Below are 22,026 nucleotides of genomic sequence, written 5' to 3'. Positions count from 1 at the left end.
CGGTGGACTACATACGGGTGCCGACGGCGATGGTGTCGTTGCCCGCGAGTCGCAGGATCGCCCGCAGGATGATCGGCAGGCGGCGTTCGTCGAGGTCCTGCACGGACGCGACGGTGGTGAGCCCGATGCCCACCATCGACAGGACCAGGCCGAGGAACGAGCGCTGCTCCTCGTCGAAGCCGAGCGTGTGCTGCCACCCGGACAGCCCTTCGAAGTGAGCCGTCGGACCGTGCTCGCTGTCGACGATCAGGGCGTGCCGTACGGCGGCCACTTCCAGGATCGTCCGCTCCTCGACCAGTGCCTGGACGGCCGCCCGGTCGAGGGGCGACGTCGCAGTACGCACCAGCTGCTCGCACAGCTCTCGGAACCCGGCGTCGGGCATCATGGTCTCGCCGGTGGTCACGCCGGAGCCTCCACAGCGCGACGGCGGCGGCCCCGGGCCCGGGCTTCCCGGTACTCGTCGTACAGCCGATCGTGGATCTCGCAGGGGAGCCCGAGGTTCGCGCCCTCCTCGTCCATCGCCCGGCAGGTCGGACACGTCAGGCAGTGGTCCCCCAGGCGCACGAACGCGGTCTGCTCGGGCGTCTCGGCCACTCCCGCGCTGACGATCTCGTAGTGCTCGCACAGGGTGACCAGGACGCGGGCGAGCCTACGGGCGTACATCACGCTGCCGCTCAGCCGGGCACGGCTCGGTTCGGGGACGCGGATCTTGCGGCGGGCCTCTCCGGCACAGGTCAAGGCGCCGTGGCGGGCCGGGCTGTTGGTCGGCAGCCGCCCGGCCGCCTGCTCGACCTCGGGCATCAGTAGTTCTAGGTGGCCGCGCAGTTGGGCGATGAGTGTGCCCAGCTCCGCGTCGGCGGGCGGGAGGGCGTCCGGCCCGGAGTCGGGGCCCAGAAGCCGCCGGGCGGTCTCTCGCATGGTCGCGAGGTCTGGTGGGTCCTGGTCTCGCTCTCGCTCGTTCGCGGACATGGGTGGGGCCTCCACGGTCGAGGTGATCCGTCTCACACTACCGACCATATGGGTACAGTGAGTGAGGAACTCTCACAGATCGGTGAGAGTTGTCGCAGGCCTACAGCCCGATCCACGCGGCCATGTGACTCAGCGTGTCGGGCGTGCGACGAGACAGATGGACCAGGACACGGATGGGAGCCTTCAAGAGGTGCTCCAACGCCTTGTCGGTGTGCCCGGTCTCCACCTCCGTGCGGGCCCGGTCGATGAGGAAGTGCGCGCGTCGGGATGCTGCGATCGCCGAGGGAAGACGGATCTTGCGCGCCTGCTTCGGGGCATCGTCGTACTGACCCATCTCGATTGCCGCGGACATACGGTGCATGGCCACGTTCGCAGGACCGAAGGAGAGCCAGTGCACATCGGAGGCGTCGCCGATGCGTTCCGCGATCCCGCCGGCCTCGGTGATGTGCTGATCGACAGCCGCCTCGTCCTCGGCGCGAGCGGAGATGACGGACGCACCGAGGTGCAATTGCCCTGCGACAGCGAGCGACTCCCGGGTTACCTCGGCCTGGCTGACGATGCCGTGCCCGGAGGTGACGAGGCGCTGCCCGATCGTGTACTCGCCCTCGCGGAAATAGACGAGCGCACGCATGTACTGGCGGACGGCGCCCAGGCACGGATCCGAGGCACGCTCGGCGGCCCAGGCCATGCGGTCCAGGGCAACGGTCGACAGGTGGGCGGGGATGCTGTCCACCTGCTGCCTCCAGCACTGCCTGCCGGGGCGGTCAACACGATCAGGGCACTGGCCGGCTCTCGCCTCGGTCCGGCCCTGGCTCGGCCCACGCGACCATCGTTCACGAATTGACGAGTTACGGGGCAATCCTTAAGCGCCGTCCCAGAAAGACCGGGCCTTCCGCATCAATTCCTTTGCCGCGTCACCGTAGGCAGTTTTCTCACGCAGCAAAACGAACGCTTTCTGGTGAAGGGCGACCCCCTTCACGTCAGTGATGTCCACCTCGGAGGAGACGAGTTCCACGTTGACCGTGTCCCCGTCGCCGTAGATGCCGAAGCCCGGGACCGGAAACATGCTCAGCCGTGCTGCAGCAGGGAGGATGCCCAGGGTGATTTCGACAGCGACACGTTGGACGATCCTTCGGTGGGGGAGGAATTCGCGTAGGTGAACCGGCTGCCCGGCACCGGCACTTGACCGGGGATGCCCTCAGGGTACGCAGCGGGTCCCAGGCGGCGCGGCACCGCGTACCCTCCACCGTTCCGCAAGTGAACGGGATCGCAACTACCGCCGGGTAGTGGGGAGGTCACGTGGAAGGCGGGCCACAAGAGTGATCGCCGTTCCCTTACCCCTCCAGTTGAGCTAGAAACTTCAACGACCCAGCCGCACCACAGGAGACGGCACACGCGCCGCGCCCGAGGGGGAACCACCACAGTGACCGAGCAAGCCCATGGACCGAGAAGGTCCGGCACCCGCGCAGGCAGACGCTTCCCGCGTCTGAGGATCGCCCTCGCCGCCGCCGTCTCCTTCACCGTCGCCGGAACCGCCGCCCAGGCGATCGCCACCCAGCCCGAACCCGGTGACGGGCAGCCGGCCGTGCCGTCCCTGTCCTGGTCCGACTGCCAGGGCGGCTTCGAATGCGCCAACGCCGACGTGCCGTTGGACTACCGCGACCCGCAGGGCAAGACCATCACCCTGGCGGTCATCCGCAAGAAGGCCCCGGACCAGGCCAAGAAGAAGGGCACGCTCTTCCTCCAGCCCGGCGGGCCCGGCAACTCCGGCGTGGACTTCGTACGGGGCAACTACGCCGGCCTGCCCGCCGCCCTGCGCGACTCCTTCGACGTCTTCGGATACGACGTACGCGGCGTCGCGCGCAGTTCGGCGGTCACCTGCTGGGACGACCCGACGTACACGCAGGCCGTCACCGCCGCCAAGGGCGCCCCCGGCCCGGACGCCTACGAGACCGCCGTCCGCCAGGGCGCCGCGTTCGACCAGGCCTGCAAGGACAACGCGGGCGAGCTGGCGCCGTACGTGGGCACCGGGTACGTCGCCCGTGACATCGATCTGCTTCGTCAGGCCCTCGGCGAGGAGCAACTGACGTACTACGGGCGGTCGTTCGGGAGTTACATCGGGACCGTCTACGCCGCGATGTTCCCCGAGCGGGTGCGCGCCCTCGTCCTCGACGGCGCATACGACCCCGAGCACTACGCGAACCACCCGTACGCCTACGACCGGCCCCAGTACCTGGCCCTGGACGGCGCGATGAGCCGCTTCCTCGACTGGTGCGAGGCGGACCAGGAGACGTGCGGGTTCGGGGACGGCGCCCCCCGGGCCGCGTTCGAGAAGCTCAAGGCCGACCTCGACGCCAACCCCGTACCGACCGCGAACGGCGGTCAGGCGAACGGCTACACCGTCGTCTACCGCCTCATGTTCAACATCAACGAGGGCAAGGTCATCTGGCCCTCCCTCGGCCAGGCCCTGCGCAAGGCCCAGCAGCGCGACACCACCTCGTTCCTGCTCCGGCCGCCGTCCCCGGCCAGCTTCGACTTCCTCAACCCGAACATCGTGGTCGAGTGCGTCGACAAGGACTACCCGCGCAGCCCGGCCCTGCTGAAGCGGCAGGTCACCACCAATGCCGAGCTGGCCCCGCTGCTCGGCCCGGCCATGGCCTACGGCCCGCCGCTCTACGACCACCAGCACGCCACCACGTGCGCCCAGTGGACCGGCGAGAAGCCCAGCCGCTACGACGGTTCCTTCCGGGCGAAGGGCTCCGCGCCGATCCTCGTGCTCGGCACGACCGGTGACCCGGACACCCCGTACCGGGACGCGGTGGCCCTGTCCCGCACGCTCGACAACGGCCGGCTGCTCACCTTCCAGGCCGAGGGCCACACCGCCTTCGGGCGCAGCGTCTGTGCGACGGACGCCGTCACCGGCTACCTGGTGGACCTGAAGGTCCCGGCGCGCGGCACGACCTGCGCGGACGAGACCCAGCCGCCGTCCGCCACACCGAAGGTGGCCCCTCCGGGCACAACCCTCGGCGAACTGCGCAACGGTGTGAACGACCGCCTGGACCGCCTCGGCTCCCTGCGCTGACCGACCGAGAACCCACTGCGGCACCCCGGGTGCCGGGCCTCACCGGGCCCGGACCCGGGGTGTGCGCGTTTCCGGTGCCTCGCGAGTCTTGACCCCCTCTCGCGCGGGCACGTAGAACTGCACTCGCAGAAACCGGTTACTACCACTTACCGCAAGGGAAGGTCCCCACGATGAGAGCCTCTGGAGACCGGGAAGAGCCCGCCGCGGACAGAACGGCCGGTCAGCCGACGGCCGCCTCCCGCCGGGTCGTGCTCAAGGGCGCGGCCGTCACCGCCGGGCTGGCCGCGGCCGGGATCGCCACGACCCGGCCCGCCTGGGCCGAGGACGACCAGCCGGGCCGCCCGGAGAGCGTCACCGCCCGGATGGGCGGCACCGCCGTCACCCTGTCCCTGGTGGACGGCGCCCTGCACTGGTCCGCCCGCCGCAACGGCCGCACGGTGATCGACACCTCGGCCCTGGGCCTCAGGCTCGGCGACGGCACCGTCCTCGGCGCCGACGTCCGGGTGGTCCGGGAGCGGTACGGCACCCACCGCACCACCTGGACCCCGGTCTACGGCCGCAACGCGACCGTCACCGACCACTACCAGGAACAGCGCTGGGACCTGGAGGACCGCGCCTCGGGCACCCGCTTCGGCGTCCAGGTCCGCGCGTACCGGACCGGCGTCGCCCTGCGCTACCTCCTCCTCGGCGAGGGCACCGCCACCGTCGCCGACGAGCTGACCACGTTCGTCTTCCCCGCCGGCACCACCGTCTACAGCGCCCGCGACGAGAACGCCTACGAGCCGGTCGCGCCGGGCTCCATACCCGTCACCGGCACATCCACCACGGACAACGGCCCGCTCACCGACCTTCCGCTCACCGCCACCCTCACGGGCGGGCTCATCGCCTGCGTCTGCGAGTCCTCGCGCCTCGACTACCCGCGGCTGATGCTGGGTTCCGTGGCCGGTGAGCCCCACACCCTCGCCGCCTTCCTGATGGAGCACACCGCCCGCGGCACCGGCCCGGTGGAGACGACCTCCACCGTCACCACGCCCTTCACCACACCCTGGCGCGCGGTGGTGATCGGGGCCACCCACGCCGAACTCGTCGACAACGCCGAGCTGGTGCTCAACCTGGCGCCGCCGAACGCCCTGACCGACACCTCCTGGATCAAGCCCGGCAAGGTCTTCCGCTGCGAGCTCTCGACCGCCGCCGGCCTGGCGGGCGTCGACTTCGCCGTGGACCGGGGCCTTGAGTACATCGAGTACGACGCCGGCTGGTACGGCCCGGAGTTCACCACTCCGGACGCGACGAAGCCGATCCCCGCGATCGACCTGCCGTCGGTCATCTCGTACGCCACGAGCAAGGGCATCGGCGTCTTCCTCTACGTCAACCGGCTCGCGCTGACCGACGCCGACTCCCTCTTCGGCCTCTACAAGAGCTGGGGCGTGCGGGGCATCAAGCTCGGCTTCATCAACGACGGCACCCAGTCCATGACCAACCAGATCACCGACTGGGCGAAGACGGCCGCCAAGTACGAGCTGCTGATCGACATGCACGACGACGTCCGGCCGTTCGGCTACGAGCGGACGTACCCGAACTGGATCAGCCTGGAAGGCGTGCGCGGCAACGAGCAGTTCCCGACCGCCACCCACAACGTGACGCTGCCGTTCGCCCGCAACATCGGCGGCCCGATGGACTACACCATCTGCTACGGCCAGTCACGCGACAAGACGACCAACGCCCACCAGATGGCGATGGCCGCCGTCTACTACCAGCCCCTCAACTTCCTCTTCTGGTACGACAAGCCGTCCAAGTACGCCAACCCGGCCAACTGGCCCGGCCTGCCGTGGTTCAACGCCGTGCCGGTGACCTGGGACGAGAGCCGCACCCTGGCCGGCGCGATCGGCGAGTACATCGCGGTCGCCCGCCGCAGCGGCGCCACCTGGTACCTGGGCGCGATGACCAACGAGTCGTCCAGGACGCTGCCCCTGCCCCTGTCCTTCCTCGGCAGCGGCACCTACACGGCGACGGTCTACGCCGACGGCACCCCGGGTACCAGCCCCTTCCGGACCCCGGTCGTGGTCGGCACCCGGACCGTCACCGCCGCCGACACGCTCGACGTGGCGATGGCCCCGGCGGGTGGCCAGGCGGTCGTCCTGGCCCCGAGCTGATCCGGGAGAAGGTGGGGTTTTCCCCAGGGCCGCCGTCCACCGGCCGGTGGACGGCAGGTTCAACCGAGTGCCTCTGTCCGGCAACTGCCCAGCTCAGCCAGGCTTTCGGGCATGAACTCATTGACTGTGCGGGTGGCGCGCTGGAGTGCCCGGCACCCCTGGCGGGCGATCGCCGGCTGGCTGGTGTTCGTGGCCCTGTGTCTGGGGGCCGGCAGTGCCGTCGGCACGAACAGTGCGACGACGGCGGACTACCGGGTCGGCGAGGCCGGCCGCGCCGAGGCCCTGGCGGCCGAGGCGCACCTGGAGCGCAGGGCCGCCGAGCAGGTGCTGATCTCCTCCCGCACGGGCGGTGCTCTCGACGAGGGCGCCGCCCGGGCCGCGGCGGACGATCTGACCGACCGGATGCGGCGGCTGCCCGACGTGGCGGGCGTGGCCGACCCGTTGCTGTCCGAGGACAGACGCACCCTGATGGTCGAGGTGGCGCTGAAGGGCGAGGAGCGGGACGCGAAGGACAAGGTCGACGCGCTCGTGGCGCAGACCTCTGCGGTGCAGAAGGGCCACCCCGCGCTGCTGCTGGAGGAGACCGGAAGCCCTTCCGTCAGCAAGGGAGTCGACAAGCAGCGCAGTGACGACCTGGCGCTCTCGGAAGCGATCACCCTTCCCGTCACCCTGGTCACGCTGCTGGTGGTGTTCGGGTCGGTGACCATGGCCGGGGTGCCGCTGCTGCTGGCGCTGTCGTCGATCGCGGCGGCGGTCGGGCTCTCCATGGTCGTCTCGCACGTGTCGCCCGACGCCGGGGTCGGCACCAACGTCATCCTGATGATCGGCCTCGCGGTCGGCGTCGACTACACGCTCTTCTACCTCAAGCGGGAGCGGGAGGAACGGGCCCGCTCCGGCGGGCGGCTCTCCTCGGAGGCGCTGGTGGAGCTGGCCGCCGCGACCTCGGGCCGCGCGGTCGTCGTCTCCGGGTTGGCGGTGGTCGCCTCCACGGCGACGCTGTACCTGGCCTCCGACGTGATCTTCTCCTCCCTCGCGACCGGCACCATCGTGGTCGTCCTGGTCTCGGTGGCCAGTTCGCTGACGGCCCTGCCCGCGCTGCTCGTCAAGCTCGGACGGCGGGCGGAACACCGGGCACTGCGGCGGGCCGAGCGCGGCAAGCCCGTACGCCTCGTGCGCGGTGGGACCAGCGGCGGCCGGGTGTGGAGTGCTCTGCTGCGGCCCGCCGCCCGGCACCCCCTGGCGACCCTGTGCGTCTCGGTCCTCGCGCTCCTCGCCCTCGTCGTCCCGCTGGCCGGACTGAAGATCACCGAGATGAGCCGGGACACACACTCCCGCGACATCCCCGCGATGCAGGTCTACGACCGGCTCAACGAGGCGTTCCCGGAAAGGCGGGTGACCCACCAGGTCGTCGTGCGGGCCGACGCCTCGCGGTCGGGGGAGATCTCCGACGCGCTGCGCGAGGTGGCCGGGCGGGCCGAGGCCGACCCGCTGTTCAGCGGCGCCTCGCCGGTCCGCGCCTCCGCCGACGACCGCACCCACACCCTCGAACTGAAGGTGCCGTACCTCGGCAACTCGGACGAGGCGTACGACTCCCTGGACCGGCTGCGGGACGGCTTCCTGCCCGCGACCGTCGGCCGCATCACCGGCGCCGAGTACGGCGTGTCCGGGGACGTCGCCCGCTACGCCGACTATCCCGCCCACCAGAACGGCAAACTGCCCCTGGTGCTGGGCGCGTTGCTGCTGGTGACGTTCGCGATGACCGTGTACGCCTTCCGTTCGGTGGTGCTCGGGCTGCTCGGCGTCGCCCTGAACCTGCTGTCCGCGGCGGCGGCGCTCGGTCTGCTCGTGCTGGTCTTCCAGGGGACGTGGGCCGAGGGGCTGCTGGACTTCGAGTCCACCGGGTCGATCGGGTCCCGTGTGCCGCTGTTCCTCTTCGTGATCCTGTTCGGGCTGTCGATGGACTACCAGGTGTTCGTCGTGAGCCGCATCCGGGAGGCGGCACTCGCGGGCGTGCCCACGCGGCAGGCCGTGCTGGACGGGATCCGCTCCTCGGCGAGCGTGGTGACCAGCGCGGCGGTGGTGATGACGACGGTGTTCGCCAGCTTCGTCTTCCTCCACATCATCGAGATGAAGCAGATGGGCTTCGTCCTGGCGGCGGCCGTGCTGATCGACGCGTTCGTGGTCCGGGTGATGGTGCTGCCGGCGGCGATGCTGCTGCTGGGCGAGGCGAGTTGGTGGCCTTCGCGCCCGGGGCGGCGGGCGGCCGCCGCCCCGGAGAAAAGGTCTCCCTCCCGTCCGGCGGTCGACGTACGTTGATCGGCATGACCGCTCTCGCCGGGGACACCCCCGACGCCCTCTGGGCCACGTCACTGCGCCGCTGGAACACGGTGTGCTGGCTGCTGTTCGCCGTGATGGCCGCCGGGCTCGTCGCCATCGACCGGCCCGGCGAGAGCAAGTACGTGGCGCTGGTCCTGCTGGGCGGGGTGGTGCTGTCGTACGCGGTCCTGGACCGCTTCCCGGCCAATCCGGTCGTACGGCCGCACGTCTATCTGTCGGTGCTGGTGGTCGCGCTCGGCGGGCTGGCGTATCTGCGGGGCAACTACGCGGCGCTGTTCATGGTGACGCTGCCGCACTACTGGATGTTCGGGCGGACGCCGAAGGCCTCGATGACGTTCCTGGGGCTGGCCGCGGCCGCCACGCTGGCCGCGACCGTGCTGCGGCAGGACGGCTGGACCGTGGAGTTCTTCACCGAGACGCTCGTGTCCACGGTGCTCGTCGTCGCCGTGGGGGCGCTGATCGGACTGTGGGCCCATTCGGTGGTCGGGCAGAGCGCCGAGCGGGCGCGGCTGATCACCGAACTGGAGCAGGCACAGGCCGAGTTGTCGGAGGCGCACCAGCGGCAGGGCGCGGCGGACGAACGGGAGCGGATGGCCCGCGAGATCCACGACACCCTCGCGCAGGGCTTCGCCTCGATCATCGTGCTGGCCGAGGCGGCCCGGGCCGGGCTCGACTCCGAACCGGCGCGCAGCGCCCAGCAGTTGCGGTCGATCGAGTCGACGGCCCGGGAGAACCTCGCCGAGGCCCGGGAGCTGGTCGGCTCGCCCCGGCGCCCCGGGCAGGCGGCCGTCGGTTCGGTGGCGCAGACCCTGCGCCGGACCCTGGACCGTTTCGCGGAGGACACCGGCCTCACCGTCGACGCCGACCTGGAGGACCTGGAGTGCGACCAGCAGACCCGGATCGCGCTGCTGCGCTGCACGCAGGAGTCCCTGGCCAACGTGCGCAAGCACGCCCGCGCCTCCACCGTCGGGGTGGTGCTGGCCCGGCAGCCGTACGGCGTGGAGCTCGAGATCACTGACGACGGGACCGGGTTCGTGGTGGAGTCGTCGTCGGGCTTCGGCCTGGACGGCATGCGCAAACGGCTGGCGGAGCTGGGCGGGAGACTGACGGTGACGAGTTCGGTGGGCGACGGGACGCGGGTGCTGGCGCTGATACCGCCGACCGCCTCCAAGAACGGGGCGACGGCGTGACGGACAGCCCACTGCGCATCATCGTCGTGGACGACCACACCGTCATGCGGGCCGGAGTGGTGGCCCTGCTGGCCTCCGAGACCGGCATCGAGATCGTCGGCGAGGCCGGCGACGGCCGCGCGGCCCTCGCCCTCGTCGAGCGCCACGAGCCCGATGTCGCCCTGGTCGACCTGCGGATGCCGGTCCTGGACGGCGTGGACACCACGACCGAGATCGTGACGCGCTTCCCCCGCACCCGGGTGCTGATCCTGACGACGTACGACACGGACGCGGAGATCGAGCGCGCGGTGGAGGCCGGGGCGATCGGCTACCTCCTGAAGGACACCACCCGTGAGCAACTGGCCGACGCGATCCACGCGGCGGCACGCGGGGAGACGGTGCTCGCGCCCCGGGTCGCCGAACGCCTGGTCGCCCGCATGCGCCAGCCCGCCCAGATCCCGCTCACCGCCCGGGAGGCGGACGTCCTGAACGCGGTCGCGGACGGCCTCACCAACGCCGAGATCGGCCGCCGCCTCGTCATCGCCGAGGCCACGGTGAAGACCCATCTGCTCCGCCTGTTCGCCAAGCTCGACGTCAACGACCGCACGAGGGCAGTGGTAGTGGCGATGGAACGGGGGCTGCTGCACAGGCCTTAGCCGTCGCCGTCCAGCTGCCGAGCCGTCATGGCCCGATGCCGCCCGTCAGCGGGGATGCCCTCGGCCCGGCACAGCGTGCCTGGGGCTTCGCGGACTTTGCCAGCTCTTTACAACCCGCCCCCCGGCCGCCTCGTCTCTCCGCTCGACCCGTCACGCACCCCGCCCTCCACCGGGCGGGACCGACGAAGGAGAGCGTTCCCATGCGCCGAACCGTCCTCACCGCCCTGGCCCTCGCGGGCACCGCCGTACTCCTGGGCACCGGCCCCGCGTTCGCGAGCGAGGCGACGACCCCGAGCCCGGTCCCGACGGCCGCCGCGCACACCCCCGAGCCGGCGGAGAGCGCCGCGCCGACGGCCGCCCCCGCCGAGCCGACGCGCGACCAGAGCGGCGCCCGCCCGGCGGAGAGCGCCGCGCCGACTCCCGCACCGGCCGATGGCGACGACCAGGTCTCCGTCGTCCCGAGCGGCGCGCCCGACACCGGTGTGACCGAGGCGTCCTCGGATTCCGGCGTCGGCGGCACGGCGATCGGCGCGGGCGCCGCCGCGGTGCTCGCCCTGGGCGGCGGGACGTTCGTCGTCGTGCGGCGTCGCCGGGCGACCGGGGCATGACCGCGTTCTCCAGGCGCGCGTTCACCACGGCGGCGCTGGCGTCCCTGCTCACGGCCTGCGCGGGCCAGGGGTCCAAGGGGACGGCGCCGGACTCCGGGACCACCGCACCACGGCCGCGGTCCCCGCACCGGACGGTCCCGGCCGGGCAGGCGCGCCCCCTGGCCCGTTCGGTCCCGGTCCGGCTGCTGGTCCCGGCCATCGGCGTCGACACCCCGGTCATCCGGCTGGGCCTGGCCCCGGACGGCACGGTGCGGGTGCCGCCGGTGACGGCGGACGACCGGGCGGGCTGGTACCGGCACTCGCCGACACCCGGCCAGACCGGCCCGTCGGTGATCCTCGGGCACGTCACGGTCGGCAGGTACGGCGCCGGCGTCTTCCGCCGCCTCACCGAGCTGCGCCGCGGCGACCGGATCGTGGCGCGCCTGGAGAACGGCACGGCGGCGGAGTTCGCCGTCACGGAGGTACGGACCGTCCCCAGAACCCGATTTCCGGTGGACGACGTCTACGGGAACGTGGACCGCCCGGAGCTGCGGCTGATCACGTGCGGCGGCGCGCGTACCGGCGACGGATACGCGGACAACGTGATCGTGTTCGCCGCGCTGAGCGGCACCGAGACCGACACCCCTGGAGAGCGTTGAAACGGTCCCGTGAGAAGGCCGCGTCCGAGTTGTTCGCCGCCCTCTACCCGCGCCTGGCCGGCTGGTGCCGCCGGCTCGTCGACGACGACGAGACGGCGCACGAGATCGCCTCGGAGGCGTTCACCCGGCTCTGGGCCCGCTGGACGAAGGTGGAGGAGCCCCGCGGTTTCCTCTACGTCACCGCGGCCAACCTCGTCCGGGACCACTGGCGCAAACTGGAGCGCGAGCGCAGGGCCATGCACCGCGTCACCTCGGAAGCCGCCGTACGGCCCCACCCCGAGCAGACCGACCCGTCGGTGCGGCTGCTCGTGCAGTCGCTCCCGGAACGACTCCGCGTCCCGATCCTGCTCCACTACTACGCTGACATGCCGATCCGGGAGGTGTCCGTACTGACCGGGCGCAAGGAAGGAACCGTCAAGGCCGACCTGCACGCGGCCCGGGAACTGCTCCGCGCCCACCTGAGGAGAAGCCTTGACCACACGCCTTGACGACGATCCGGAGGACCGGGAGTCCGGCCTCGACGACCCGCTCGCGGTGATCCTGCGGCCCTCCTCCCCCGACTACCTGGGCGCGCCCCCCGGCCAGTACGAGGTGGTCCGCCGCAGGGCGACCCGACGGCGGGTGCTGCGCGTCGCCGCCGGGGCGGGCCTGTGCTGCGCGGCGGCGGCCCTCATCGCCCTCCCCCTCCGCTTCACGGCCTCGGAGCCCGCCCGCTCCCCGACGGTCCCGATGGCGCCCCCCGCGAGCACGGCACCGACTCCTTCTCCCCCGGCGTCGACGCCGTCGCCTTCACCGTCGTCGGCGCCTCCGTCCGAGGCCCCGGCCCCGGCCACGACCCGCCCCGGCGCCCCCGGCGAGGCGGCCCGCCCGACGGCCGCGCCCCACACCACGTCGTCGACACCGACCCCGGCCCGGCCGATCCCGTCGGCGGCTCCCCCGGACACGGATCAGAGGTCGGCCACCAGGAGCCGGTAGCCCACGTCCACGCTGTCGAGCGCGAGCAACCCGGCGTGCCGGGTGTGCCAGCGGCCGCTCGTCAGGTCGTCCGCGAGCCGGGCCAGGCCGGGCGCGATGACGTCCTCGCCGGTCTGGGCGAACAGGGAGATCCCCGCCCGCACCCGCAAGTCGAGGTAGGCGTGGGGGCGGCGCCAGTACGCGGCGGCGAACCCGTCGGTGCAGTCGTGGGGGACGGGGACCGTCTCCTGCCGTGCGCCGCCGAGCAGCTCGGCCAGCCGGGCGGCGGGCACGGCACGGGTGTCGTCGAACGCGGCCGCCTCGGGGAGGTACTCCCGCAGCAGCCAGAAGCGTTCCCGGAAGACCTCATGATCCCAGGTCAGGACGACGACACGGCGGCGGGCCACCCGGCGCAGCTCCCTGATCCCGGCCTCGAGGTCGGACCAGTGGTGGACGGTCAGCAGCGCCATCACGGCGTCGACGGCGTCGTCCCGCAGCGGCAGGTGTTCCGCGACGGCCCGCACACCGGGTGCGGCTCCCGGCGGCCGCTGGTCGAGCATGACCCGGCTGGGTTCGACCGCGAGGGCCGTCTGGGGTGGTTCGTACGAGCCGGTGCCCGCTCCGACGTTCAGGACGTCCGTGATGCCGTCGCCGAGCGCGGCGTGGATGCGCGCGGCGATCCGCGGGTCGGGCCGCCGTGTCCGGGAGTAGGCCGTGCCGAGCGTGTCATAGGTCGCCATACGGGTCAGCCTGCCCGGCGCCCCGTCCCTGCCGTCGCACCCTTTCCGCCACTTCGCTCTCCTCGGTCTCCCACCAGGGGCGCACGAGTTCGGGAGCCGGTCCGTCCCCGGACTCCGGGGCGGCCGGGGTGAGTTCGCCGTCCAGCCGGCGGTCCAGTGCCGCCGACTGGGCGCGTTCGGCGCGGGACCACTGGGCGAGGATCGTCAGCAGGAAGGGCAGGGCGGCCAGTTCGGCGATGCCCAGCATGGCGCCGCCGCCGATCTGCTGGTCGTGGTGGACGTCGGGGGACCAGGGCGGGGCGTGGTGCAGGTACCAGGCGCCCGCGATCAGGGTGCCGTGCGTCATGACGACCAGCCCGGGGAGGGCGTCGACGATGCCGTCCAGGAAGACCAGGGCCGCCCGGACGGGGTGGGTGCACCAGGCGGGCAGGGCCTGTTCGCGGGTGAGCACCGGCAGGACGAACAGGCAGCCGGCGGCCAGCAGATGGAGATACATCAGCTCGTGCAGCCAGCCGACGCGCAGCGCGGTCGCGAAGTACGGCGTGAAGTAGACGGTCAGTTCCGTGGCCAGTACCAGGACCGTGCTGACCAGGGGGAACGTCAGTGTCCTGACCAGCCGGCCGGTCATGGCCCGCCGCACCCGTTCCGCACCGCCCTCCGGCAGCGCCTCGACCACGAGCCGCAGCGGGTCGCCGAGGGCGAGGCCCAGGGGCGCGAGCAGGTCGAGGGCGACGTTCTGCACGGCGGCGGGCCAGAACAGTTCACGGTCGTAGACGGCCAGCCCGGACATCGTGGCCACGACGATCGTGCCCAGCCCGAGCAGGACGAACGCGGCGAGGCGCGCGAGCGACCAGGAGCCGCCGCGGCCGCGGACGCGCGCGACACCGAGGCCGTAGAGCGCGCCCAGGAGGACCACCAGCAGCAGCGCGGGCACGTCCAGCCGCCAGGAGCCCAGCAGCCGCCCGGCGGTCAGCTCCGGCAAGTACACGGCCGACAGTTCGCTCACGGGCGGACGGTAGCCGTCGAAGGTAAGGGGACCGACGGCCCAGAGTTCATGAATATGAATGAGAATCATGTACACGTCTATTGACGCGTTCACGGCAGGCTTCTACGTTCCCAGAAAGCGCTTACTCCAGCCAGTCCCCTGCGTCCGCTCTCACCCTCTGGAGACGAAGATGCACCTGAGACCAGTGATCGCGTCCGTCGGCCTCCTGGCCGGCAGCCTCGTCGCACTGTCCGGGAACACGGCACAGGCGGCGACCGTCCGGTACGAGGCCGAGACGTCGCCGGCCGTCTGCGCCGGCGCCATCGAAGCGAACTGGGCCGGATACTCCGGCACCGGCTTCTGCAACGGCGACAACGGAACGGGCGGCTACGCCCAGTTCACCGTGACCGCGTCCACCGCCGGCACGGCGACCCTGAAGGTCCGCTTCGCCAACGGCACGACCTCCGCACGCGCCGCGAACGTCGTGGTCAACGGCACGACGGTCACCACCACGTCCTTCGAGGGCACCGGCGCCTGGAACACCTGGGCGACCAAGACGCTCACCGTGCCGCTGCGGTCGGGCGGCAACACCGTCCGGCTCGCCCCGACCACCTCCGCCGGCCTGCCCAACATCGACTACGCCGACGTCGAGACGAGCGGCAGCGACCCGCAGCCCACCGGCCCGGTCCTGTACGTGTCCCCGGGCGGCACGGACGGCGCGGCCGGTACGGAGTCGAACCCGACGACCCTCACCTCGGCGATCAGCCGCATCTCCGCGGGCGGCACGATCTACCTGCGCGGCGGCACGTACCGCTACTCCCAGACCGTCACCATCCCGGCGGGCAGGAACGGCACGTCCGGCGACCGCACGGAACTGTTCGCCTACCCGGGCGAGACCCCCGTACTGAACTTCTCCGCCCAGAGCGAGGACCCGGCCAACCGCGGTCTCGCCGTCAACGCGTCGTACTGGCACGTCAAGGGCGTCGTCGTCGAACGGGCCGGCGACAACGGCATCTTCCTCAGCGGCAGCAACAACGTCATCGAGCGCACGGTGACCCGCTTCAACCGCGACTCGGGGCTCCAGCTCTCGCGGGCGCTGTCCAGCACGCCCAAGGACCAGTGGCCGTCCAACAACCTGATCCTCAGCGCGGAGTCGCACGACAACGTCGACTCCGACGGCGAGGACGCCGACGGCTTCGCCCCGAAGCTCACCGTCGGCCCCGGCAACGTCTTCCGCTACACCGTCGCCCACAACAACATCGACGACGGCTACGACCTCTACACCAAGACGGACACCGGCCCCATCGGCGCCGTGACCATCGAGGACTCCCTCGCCTACGACAACGGCACCCTCAGCGACGGTTCCCAGGCCGGCAACGGCGACCGCAACGGCTACAAGCTCGGCGGCGACGACATCGGCGTCAACCACGTCGTCCGGCGCAGCATCGCCTACCAGAACGGCAAACACGGCTTCACCTACAACAGCAACACCGGCGCGATGCAGATCTCGGACAACGTGAGCGTCGGCAACGAGCAGCGCAACTTCAACTTCGACTCGGGCAGCACGTCGGTGTTCCGGAACAACACCTCCTGCGACAGCGGGTCGAACGACCGGATCATCGGAAACTCCGACAGCTCGAACCAGTTCTGGTCCGGCTCGAACGGCTCCCGCTGCTCCTCCTACGCCGGGGCCCTGCGCTGGTCGTTCGGCTCGGACGGACGGCTCGTCGTGACGTTCGGCGGCAGCCGGTAGCCTGGCCGTATGGCATGCACCGGCATTCCGCACTGCTTCCTCTGACACCGCGGTGAGGACGGCGACGTGAATCGATCACGTCGCCGTCCTCGGCGTGCCCGCCGTTTTCGCGGGCGCCGACGACTCTCCGTCCACCGCCTGTATCCAGCCCGGCCGAGGCCTCTTGTCCCGCCGAGCTGTCGAGGAGCATCCATGCCGACCACCCCTGCGGGAACCGGCCGACACCGCCCGTCCGACCGGCTGCTGACCGTCCTGACCTGCCCCCTGTGCCCCTCGGGCCTGGAACGCGCCGACGGCGCGCTGCGGTGCGCGGCCCGGCACACCTTCGACATCGCCCGCCACGGCTACGTCAGTCTGCTGACCGGCCACCGGCGGGCCGCGAGCGCCGACTCCGCCGACATGGTCAGGTGCCGCGGCGCGTTCCTCCGGGCCGGGCACTACGACCCGCTCGCCCGTACCCTCGCCCGGCTCGCCACGGAACTCGCCCCGCCCGACGCCGTCGTGCTGGACGCCGGGGCGGGCACCGGCCGCTACCTCGCGCCGGTGCTGGACGCGCTCCCCGGGGCCATGGGGCTCGGGCTGGACAGCTCGGCGCACGCCCTGCGCGCCGCGGCCCGCGCCCACGCCCGCGCCGAGGCCGTCGGCTGGGACGTCTGGCAGCCGTGGCCGGTCCGCTCCGGCTGTGCCCATCTCGTGCTCAATGTGTTCGCGCCCCGCAACGGGCCGGAGTTCCACCGTGTCCTGCGGCCGGACGGCGCGCTGCTCGTCGTCACGCCCAGCGACCGGCATCTGCGCGAACTGCGCGGCTTCGTGGGGCTGCTGGACGTCGACCCCAGGAAGGAGGAGCGCCTGCGCCGGACTCTGGCGGACCGCTTCCGGCACGAGCGCGCCGAGTCGCTGGAGTACGTCATGAGCCTCGGCGCCGGGGACGTCGCCGGTCTGGTGATGATGAGTCCGGCCGCGCATCACGTCCGGGAGGCGGAACTACGGCGACGAGTCGGGGAGTTGGCGGTGCCGATGCGGGTGACCGCCTCGTTCGTCGTGTCGGTGTACCGGCCTCGGGAACGTTAGGAGCCGCTCAAGCGGCGGTGCCTGCGGCTTCGTCCAGGCGCTGCTGCTGTGCCGTGGTGAGCGTGCGGATCATCAGGGCGGCGGTCCCGGCCGCCGCCACGATCACCGCGTCGGCGGCGAGCAGGGGCAGGACGTCGGTGTAGGCGCGGGCGATGACCTCGTCCGTGGAGTCGGCGTAGAGGAGGCCCATGCCACCGGCCAGACCGACCAGCCACAGGCCCCACCACCAGTTCACGACGGCCGGCAGCGGACGGTCGGGGAAGACGGACCGGTGGGCGTCCGCGACGATGCCCCGGGGTATCCACAGGTTCACCACGGGGACGATCCAGCCCAGGAGGAGCCAGAGAGACCCGTACCGCGGCTCCGTGCCCGACAGGGCACGGGCGTTGTCGCGCACGCGGTCCAGCCAGTTCAGGAACACGAGCGCGCAGACCACCGTGACGGCGGCGCCCACGGAGCTGACCAGATGGTAGGAGTCCTCCAGGGCGGTCAGCGGGCGGTGGGTGCCGCCGCCCTGGTCCGGCGGGCCGGAGGCCGGCTGCCCGGTCAGGGCGAGCCGGATGTGCCAGACCGCCCGGGCCACCCATGCCAGCGCGGCGAGGCCGAGCGCGGCGACGGCACAGCGGGCCGCGCCACGGACCGGGCGCAGGGCGGGGCCCGGGGTGGGGGCGGGGGTCTTGTCGGTGATGGGTGGTTCCTGATCGCTCACCGGGTCATCCTGTCGTACCGCTCACCCGTTCGTGTCCCCGAGCCCTACGGCCCGGCCCTGCTCGTCCCACCGCACCTCCAGGACGTGGTCGACGGCGTCCCGGTCGAGGGGGCCGTACACGTGCGGGAAGCGGGTGCCGGCGTCGACCCCGGGCGGCGGGGCGGGGTCCGCCGCCTCCCACTCCACCCGCGCGGTGAGACGGGTCTCGTCGAGGGCGAGCACCAGCAGGGGCCGGGGCGCGTCCCGGTAGAAGGCGTTGACGACGGCGAGCGTGGTCGGCTCGTCCGGTGAGCAGTGCACGAAGCCCTCCTCGGCGAGGGAGGCGGGTGCGTACGGCCCGTCGGGAGCGGCCTGCCAGTCGGTGAGCGGTACGGAGTGGTAGATCATGGCCCCGTTATAGGCCACCCGGGGTCCGGGTGGCCCGGGGGCTCTAGAACCCCAGGGCCGTGACGGTGCGTGCGGTGACTTCCGCGATCAGGGCGTCGGAGGGTTCGGCATCGTAGCCGGGCCGGTCGGTCATGACGGCCAGGACGAGCGGGGCGGTGCGGGGCGGGCGGACGATCGCGATGTCGTTGGCCCTGCCCCAGTTGCCCGTGCCGGTCTTGTCGGCCACCTGCCAGCCCTTGGGCAGCCCGGCCCGGATGCGCCGGGCGCCGACCGCGGTGGCGTTGTGCGAGACCCAGTCCGTCAGCAGGGTGCGTTCCCCGGCGGGCAGAGCCTTGCCCAGGAGCAGCTCGCGGAAGTCGGTGGCGACGGCGCGGGGGGTGGTGGTGTCGCCGGGGTCCTCAGGGCGAACCTCGTGCAGTTCTGGCTCGAAGTGGTCCATGCGGCTGACGCTGTCGCCCAGTCCGCGCAGATAGGCGGTGAGCTTCGCGGGGCCGCCGAGGTCGCGCATGAGCAGGTTGCCGGCCGTGCCGTCGCTGTAGCGGACGGCGGCGTCGCAGAGTTCGCGCAGGGTCATGCCGGTCGCGACGTGCCGTCCGGTGATCGGCGACGTGGACTTGAGGTCGGCGCGCGTGTAGGTGACGCGCCGCTCCAAGCCGTCGAGGGAGCGGTGGTGCAGGACCGCCGCCGCGGCCAGGGCCTTGAAGACCGAGCAGAACGCGAAGCGCTCGTCGGCTCGGTGGACCGCCGTCGCGCCGGTGCCGGTCGCGAGGGCGTAGACGCCGACGCGGGCGCCGTACTCGCGCTCCAGGTCCGCGAGGCGCGGGCGGCGGACGGGCGGGGCGGGGGTGCGGCTGCTCCGCTCCGGGGCGGGCCGGCTGGTCGTGGCGGCTCGGTCGGCGCGGTCGGTTTCCCGGCCTCCCGTGCCGCAGCCGGCCAGGGGAAGTAACGCCACGGCGGCCAGCACGGCGCGGCGGGACGAGACGGGCCCGTCGACGGACATGCGTGGTGCTCCTCTCACCGAACAGGCGGCGGACGACCGGCCCGGTCGAGCCGCCGCCTGTTCGGTGAGCCGGGTCGCCGATCAGAGCCGGGACTCAAAGCTGGAACTCAGAGCTGGAACTCCGCCGGGGACAGACCCAGCGCCGCGCAGGCCTCGCGCAGGACCTGCGCCTCGGCCTGGGAGAAGTGGCCGTCGGCACCGGCGATGACCATGCCGGTCTGGATCACGGCCCTGGCCTCCGTGGGCTTCTTGGCGGTCTTGGCGATCTCCTGCATGGCCTCGGCCTTGCCGTGCTGGAAGTTCATCGTCAGCTGGTCCACGTGCTTGTTGAAGCGCTGCCGCAGCTGCTCCGGCGGGAAGTTCTGCAGCACGTCGTTGCTCAGGATCATCGACTCGACCTGCTGCCGCTCGGCCGGGTCCACCTGTCCGTCGGCCGCCGCGACCAGCGCGCAGACCGCCATGCTCGCGTCCCGGTACGCACCGCTCTTCAGCTCGGTCTTCAGCGAGCCGAGCTGCGTCTTCAGCACGCCGATCAGCTGGGCCTTGCTGCCACCGCCGGACCGCGTCCCCCCACTGGGCCCGCCGCTGTGGCCGGCGGTGGCGCCACGCCCGCCCTGATTCTGCTGGAGAGCCTTGGCCTGGTCCTTGAGCTTGTCCCAGACTGCCATGGAGTCACCTCGGTAATCGTCGGAAGTCATCTCGCGAACCCGCTCCCGCGCGCTCACCGGATCAACGCCCGACCCCCGGGCAAAGGTTCCGCAAAACGCGCCCCTCTCTCACCGTCTGCTTCATTCGCCACCGGAACGGCGGCTGCCCGCACCCGGTGATCGGGTGCGGGCAGCCGCGGTGATGTGCTGTCAGACGCTGTGACGTCGCGTCAAGGCGCTGTCACCGCCGCATCCCCGCCGCGTCACGCGCTGTCGCGCGAGCGGAGCTTCAGGCGCGGGCCGAAGCGGAAGGCCACGAAGCCCGCCGTGGCCAGGGCCGCGGCCGCCCCGAGGAGGATGCCGATGCCTCCGGCGCCGGTCGAGGCGAGGCTGCCGCTGTCGAGGTCCGTCGACGTGCCGCCCGTGGTCGAGGAGCCGGTGCCGCCGGTCGTGCCCGACGCGCTCGCGCTCGGCGACGGGCTGGGGTCGGCCGAGGCGCTCGGATCGGTCGAGGGACTCGGGGACGGAGAGCCGGACGCCTGACCGGCGACGACCTCGACCGCGAACTGGGCCATGGCGTCGCCGACCGACGCGGCGACCGTGTACGTGCCCGTGCCCTCACCGGCGGTCAGGGTCGGGGCCGTGGCCTTGCCCGAGTCGTCGGTCTTCACGCGGACGACCTGCTCGCCGTCCTCGAAGCGGGGGGCGTCGTCGCTGTCGTCCTCGACCCGGAACTCCACCTCCGTGCCGGCCGGTGCCGTGACGCCCGACCTGACCACGCGGGCCTGGAGGGCCTCCTCGAAGGCCTCGCCCTGTTCGGCGCGCTGGTCGTCACCGCCCGCGACGCTCACCGTGTAGGCCGACTTCTTCACCTTCACGGTGAAGACCGTGGAGGCACCACCGGCCTCGGCGCGGACCGTGAACTCGCCCTCCTTGCCGAGACCCGTCCTGAGCGGCGCGGAACGGGCACGGCCCCGCGCGTCGGTCGGCACGGCCAGCTCGGTGGTGTCGGCGCCGTCCTTGATGGAGAACGAGGCGCCGAGCTTGTCCGGGTCCTCGACCGTGAAGGTGACGGAGGCGTTCCCGACCGGGTTGCCGGCCTTGTCCTCGACCACCACGGCCACCGGATCCGCGTCGCCGCCCGGCTGGATGGTCTGGCCGGCCCCGGAAGCCTGGGTCACCTCCGCGATCGCGGGGGTCTTCCACTGGAAGACGATGCGCCCGTCGCCGGAGCGTTCGGTGTTCACGCCGCCCTCGGCGATGCCGCCGCGCACCCGCTCATCGGCGGGCTGCCAGAAGGGGTCCGTCTTGGCGGGGGCCACCGTGCGGTCGCCGCTGAGCAGCCGCGCGCCGGTCACCCGGTCCGCGTCGACGTAGCTGCTGCCGCCCGCACCGCTGCCGACGGCGCCCCGGTCGTCGTCCGTGCCGCCGCCACCGCCACCGCCCGCGTAACCGGCGCCGCCGCCTCCGCCCGCACCAACCGAACCGGAGCCGCCCGCACCGCCCTTGCCGCTCCCGGACGCGTCGGCGCCGGAGGAGCCGTTGCCACCGCCCGTTCCGCCGGTGGTCCCGGCCGCACCCTTGCCGCCGCGCTCGGACCCGGTGTCGTCCTGGCCGCGCTCGCCGCCACCGGGGCCGCCCTGGCCGGCGGCCGTGCCGCCGTAGCCACCGCCGCCGCCACCGGCGGCGATGAGCAGCGGCGTGCCGTCACCGGTGCGGACGCCGCTGCTGTTGCCGCCGACCGCGCCGTGCTTGTCGCCACCCGCGCCGCCGAGCGCGTCACCGAAGCGCCGGCCGCCGACGGCGAGGGACAGCCGCTCCCCGGGCGTGACACTGAGGGTGCCCGCGGTGTAGCCGCCCGCGCCGCCGCCGGCGAAGGGAGTCCCCTCGCCGCCCTGGCCCCAGGCCCGCACGTCCAGCGCCGTGACGCCGGCCGGGACCTGGAACTCCTCCCGGGCACCGGTCGGATCGAACAGCCGGCAGCCGGAGAAGCCCTCCGTCGGCGTGCACGTCTTCCCGGCGAGGACCGCGCTGCCGGCGGCCGTGGCGGCCGGCACGCCCGTCAGGGCGGTGCCGGCGGTCAACGCCACGAAGCTCAGGGCCGCTGCGCCCACCGGGCTGTCGCCCGACGCCGTCGCGTCGTCAGCGGTGCTCTTCGAATACAGCAC

General features: G+C 72.4%; 20 protein-coding genes and 1 pseudogene. 11 read left to right on the top strand and 10 right to left on the bottom strand.

Annotated elements, in window-relative coordinates:
- Nucleotides 1-7 precede the first annotated feature (7 nt).
- From ABZ192_RS00105 to ABZ192_RS00095, 3 genes and pseudogenes are all read right to left on the bottom strand, one after another.
- Entirely contained in the window at nt 8-403 is a 396-nt protein-coding gene (locus tag ABZ192_RS00105) for a hypothetical protein (protein ID WP_356922258.1), read from the bottom strand.
- Nucleotides 400-918 (bottom strand): DUF6415 family natural product biosynthesis protein, encoded by a 519-nt coding sequence (locus tag ABZ192_RS00100; RefSeq protein ID WP_356922257.1) that lies wholly within the window; start codon nt 916-918, stop codon nt 400-402. Before ABZ192_RS00100 ends, ABZ192_RS00105 begins: the two co-directional genes overlap by 4 nt.
- Before the next feature lie 151 nt (nt 919-1,069).
- Nucleotides 1,070-1,681, bottom strand: a pseudogene (locus tag ABZ192_RS00095) (transcriptional regulator); the annotation flags it as partial.
- Nucleotides 1,682-2,392: 711 nt separating this feature from the next.
- On the opposite strand from ABZ192_RS00095, the gene ABZ192_RS00090 reads away from it, so the two are divergent.
- From ABZ192_RS00090 to ABZ192_RS00050, 9 genes are all read left to right on the top strand, one after another.
- Nucleotides 2,393-4,051 carry an alpha/beta hydrolase gene (locus ABZ192_RS00090; protein WP_356922256.1) on the top strand — a complete coding sequence of 553 codons (1,659 nt, stop codon included), beginning with the start codon at nt 2,393-2,395 and terminating at the stop codon, nt 4,049-4,051.
- A gap of 170 nt (nt 4,052-4,221) precedes the next feature.
- Nucleotides 4,222-6,204 carry a glycoside hydrolase family 97 catalytic domain-containing protein gene (locus ABZ192_RS00085; protein WP_356922255.1) on the top strand — a complete coding sequence of 661 codons (1,983 nt, stop codon included), beginning with the start codon at nt 4,222-4,224 and terminating at the stop codon, nt 6,202-6,204.
- Nucleotides 6,205-6,315: 111 nt separating this feature from the next.
- Complete coding sequence (locus ABZ192_RS00080) at nt 6,316-8,520, top strand: MMPL family transporter (RefSeq protein ID WP_356922254.1); 2,205 nt, start codon at nt 6,316-6,318, stop codon at nt 8,518-8,520.
- A 5-nt stretch (nt 8,521-8,525) separates the two neighbouring features.
- Nucleotides 8,526-9,731: a sensor histidine kinase gene (locus tag ABZ192_RS00075; RefSeq protein WP_356922253.1), complete on the top strand. Its 1,206-nt coding sequence runs from the start codon at nt 8,526-8,528 to the stop codon at nt 9,729-9,731.
- Nucleotides 9,728-10,366 (top strand): response regulator transcription factor, encoded by a 639-nt coding sequence (locus ABZ192_RS00070; protein ID WP_356922252.1) that lies wholly within the window; start codon nt 9,728-9,730, stop codon nt 10,364-10,366. Before ABZ192_RS00075 ends, ABZ192_RS00070 begins: the two co-directional genes overlap by 4 nt.
- 200 nt (nt 10,367-10,566) lie before the next feature.
- Entirely contained in the window at nt 10,567-10,974 is a 408-nt protein-coding gene (locus ABZ192_RS00065) for a sortase-dependent protein (RefSeq protein ID WP_356922251.1), read from the top strand.
- Nucleotides 10,971-11,612 (top strand): class F sortase, encoded by a 642-nt coding sequence (locus ABZ192_RS00060; RefSeq protein ID WP_356922250.1) that lies wholly within the window; start codon nt 10,971-10,973, stop codon nt 11,610-11,612. Before ABZ192_RS00065 ends, ABZ192_RS00060 begins: the two co-directional genes overlap by 4 nt.
- Nucleotides 11,609-12,100 (top strand): RNA polymerase sigma factor, encoded by a 492-nt coding sequence (locus tag ABZ192_RS00055; RefSeq protein WP_356922249.1) that lies wholly within the window; start codon nt 11,609-11,611, stop codon nt 12,098-12,100. Before ABZ192_RS00060 ends, ABZ192_RS00055 begins: the two co-directional genes overlap by 4 nt.
- Complete coding sequence (locus ABZ192_RS00050; RefSeq protein ID WP_356922248.1) at nt 12,084-12,587, top strand: hypothetical protein; 504 nt, start codon at nt 12,084-12,086, stop codon at nt 12,585-12,587. Before ABZ192_RS00055 ends, ABZ192_RS00050 begins: the two co-directional genes overlap by 17 nt.
- Here ABZ192_RS00050 and ABZ192_RS00045 read toward each other — a convergent pair.
- A complete protein-coding gene (locus ABZ192_RS00045; RefSeq protein WP_356922247.1) occupies nt 12,560-13,306 on the bottom strand; it encodes a methyltransferase domain-containing protein in 747 nt (248 codons plus the stop codon). The two genes, ABZ192_RS00050 and ABZ192_RS00045, sit on opposite strands and share 28 nt — an antisense overlap.
- Entirely contained in the window at nt 13,293-14,312 is a 1,020-nt protein-coding gene (locus tag ABZ192_RS00040) for a cytochrome c oxidase assembly protein (protein WP_356922246.1), read from the bottom strand. The genes ABZ192_RS00045 and ABZ192_RS00040 overlap by 14 nt, the downstream gene beginning before the upstream one ends.
- A 169-nt stretch (nt 14,313-14,481) precedes the next feature.
- Between ABZ192_RS00040 and ABZ192_RS00035 the strand changes: the two genes are divergently transcribed.
- Both ABZ192_RS00035 and ABZ192_RS00030 read left to right on the top strand, forming a co-directional pair.
- Nucleotides 14,482-16,044, top strand: coding sequence for a carbohydrate-binding protein (locus ABZ192_RS00035; protein WP_356922245.1), 1,563 nt, complete (start codon nt 14,482-14,484; stop codon nt 16,042-16,044).
- Between the two features lie 192 nt (nt 16,045-16,236).
- Entirely contained in the window at nt 16,237-17,115 is an 879-nt protein-coding gene (locus tag ABZ192_RS00030; protein ID WP_356922244.1) for a putative RNA methyltransferase, read from the top strand.
- 7 nt (nt 17,116-17,122) lie between these two features.
- Here the strand turns inward: ABZ192_RS00030 and ABZ192_RS00025 are convergent, their stop codons facing one another.
- The 5 genes from ABZ192_RS00025 to ABZ192_RS00005 form a co-directional block, all read right to left on the bottom strand.
- Entirely contained in the window at nt 17,123-17,824 is a 702-nt protein-coding gene (locus ABZ192_RS00025) for a DUF4328 domain-containing protein (RefSeq protein ID WP_356922243.1), read from the bottom strand.
- 21 nt (nt 17,825-17,845) lie between these two features.
- Nucleotides 17,846-18,211, bottom strand: coding sequence for a DUF952 domain-containing protein (locus ABZ192_RS00020; protein ID WP_356922242.1), 366 nt, complete (start codon nt 18,209-18,211; stop codon nt 17,846-17,848).
- Between the two features lie 43 nt (nt 18,212-18,254).
- Nucleotides 18,255-19,211 carry a class A beta-lactamase gene (bla, locus tag ABZ192_RS00015; protein WP_356922241.1) on the bottom strand — a complete coding sequence of 319 codons (957 nt, stop codon included), beginning with the start codon at nt 19,209-19,211 and terminating at the stop codon, nt 18,255-18,257.
- 107 nt (nt 19,212-19,318) lie between these two features.
- The gene (locus tag ABZ192_RS00010; protein WP_356922240.1) at nt 19,319-19,879 is read right to left on the bottom strand and encodes a TerB family tellurite resistance protein; all 561 of its coding nucleotides are present in this window, start codon (nt 19,877-19,879) and stop codon (nt 19,319-19,321) included.
- A 242-nt stretch (nt 19,880-20,121) separates the two neighbouring features.
- Nucleotides 20,122-22,026, bottom strand: a 1,905-nt coding sequence (locus tag ABZ192_RS00005) for a hypothetical protein (protein WP_356922239.1), incomplete at its 5' end; no start/stop codon positions are given.

This window comes from Streptomyces sp. NPDC006235 (assembly GCF_040613735.1).
Classification (GTDB): domain Bacteria; phylum Actinomycetota; class Actinomycetes; order Streptomycetales; family Streptomycetaceae; genus Streptomyces.
This window is presented reverse-complemented; position numbering and strand designations above follow the sequence as displayed.

What these genes read in the sequence shown, in the direction of transcription:
- bla (WP_356922241.1), bottom strand. Translation starts at nt 19,211, where the DNA reads ATGTCCGTCGACGGGCCCGTCTCGTCCCGCCGCGCCGTGCTGGCCGCC.
- ABZ192_RS00085 (WP_356922255.1), top strand. Translation starts at nt 4,222, where the DNA reads ATGAGAGCCTCTGGAGACCGGGAAGAGCCCGCCGCGGACAGAACGGCC.
- ABZ192_RS00030 (WP_356922244.1), top strand. Translation starts at nt 16,237, where the DNA reads ATGCCGACCACCCCTGCGGGAACCGGCCGACACCGCCCGTCCGACCGG.
- ABZ192_RS00065 (WP_356922251.1), top strand. Translation starts at nt 10,567, where the DNA reads ATGCGCCGAACCGTCCTCACCGCCCTGGCCCTCGCGGGCACCGCCGTA.
- ABZ192_RS00080 (WP_356922254.1), top strand. Translation starts at nt 6,316, where the DNA reads ATGAACTCATTGACTGTGCGGGTGGCGCGCTGGAGTGCCCGGCACCCC.
- ABZ192_RS00035 (WP_356922245.1), top strand. Translation starts at nt 14,482, where the DNA reads ATGCACCTGAGACCAGTGATCGCGTCCGTCGGCCTCCTGGCCGGCAGC.
- ABZ192_RS00010 (WP_356922240.1), bottom strand. Translation starts at nt 19,879, where the DNA reads ATGGCAGTCTGGGACAAGCTCAAGGACCAGGCCAAGGCTCTCCAGCAG.
- ABZ192_RS00075 (WP_356922253.1), top strand. Translation starts at nt 8,526, where the DNA reads ATGACCGCTCTCGCCGGGGACACCCCCGACGCCCTCTGGGCCACGTCA.
- ABZ192_RS00045 (WP_356922247.1), bottom strand. Translation starts at nt 13,306, where the DNA reads ATGGCGACCTATGACACGCTCGGCACGGCCTACTCCCGGACACGGCGG.
- ABZ192_RS00060 (WP_356922250.1), top strand. Translation starts at nt 10,971, where the DNA reads ATGACCGCGTTCTCCAGGCGCGCGTTCACCACGGCGGCGCTGGCGTCC.
- ABZ192_RS00020 (WP_356922242.1), bottom strand. Translation starts at nt 18,211, where the DNA reads ATGATCTACCACTCCGTACCGCTCACCGACTGGCAGGCCGCTCCCGAC.
- ABZ192_RS00100 (WP_356922257.1), bottom strand. Translation starts at nt 918, where the DNA reads ATGCGAGAGACCGCCCGGCGGCTTCTGGGCCCCGACTCCGGGCCGGAC.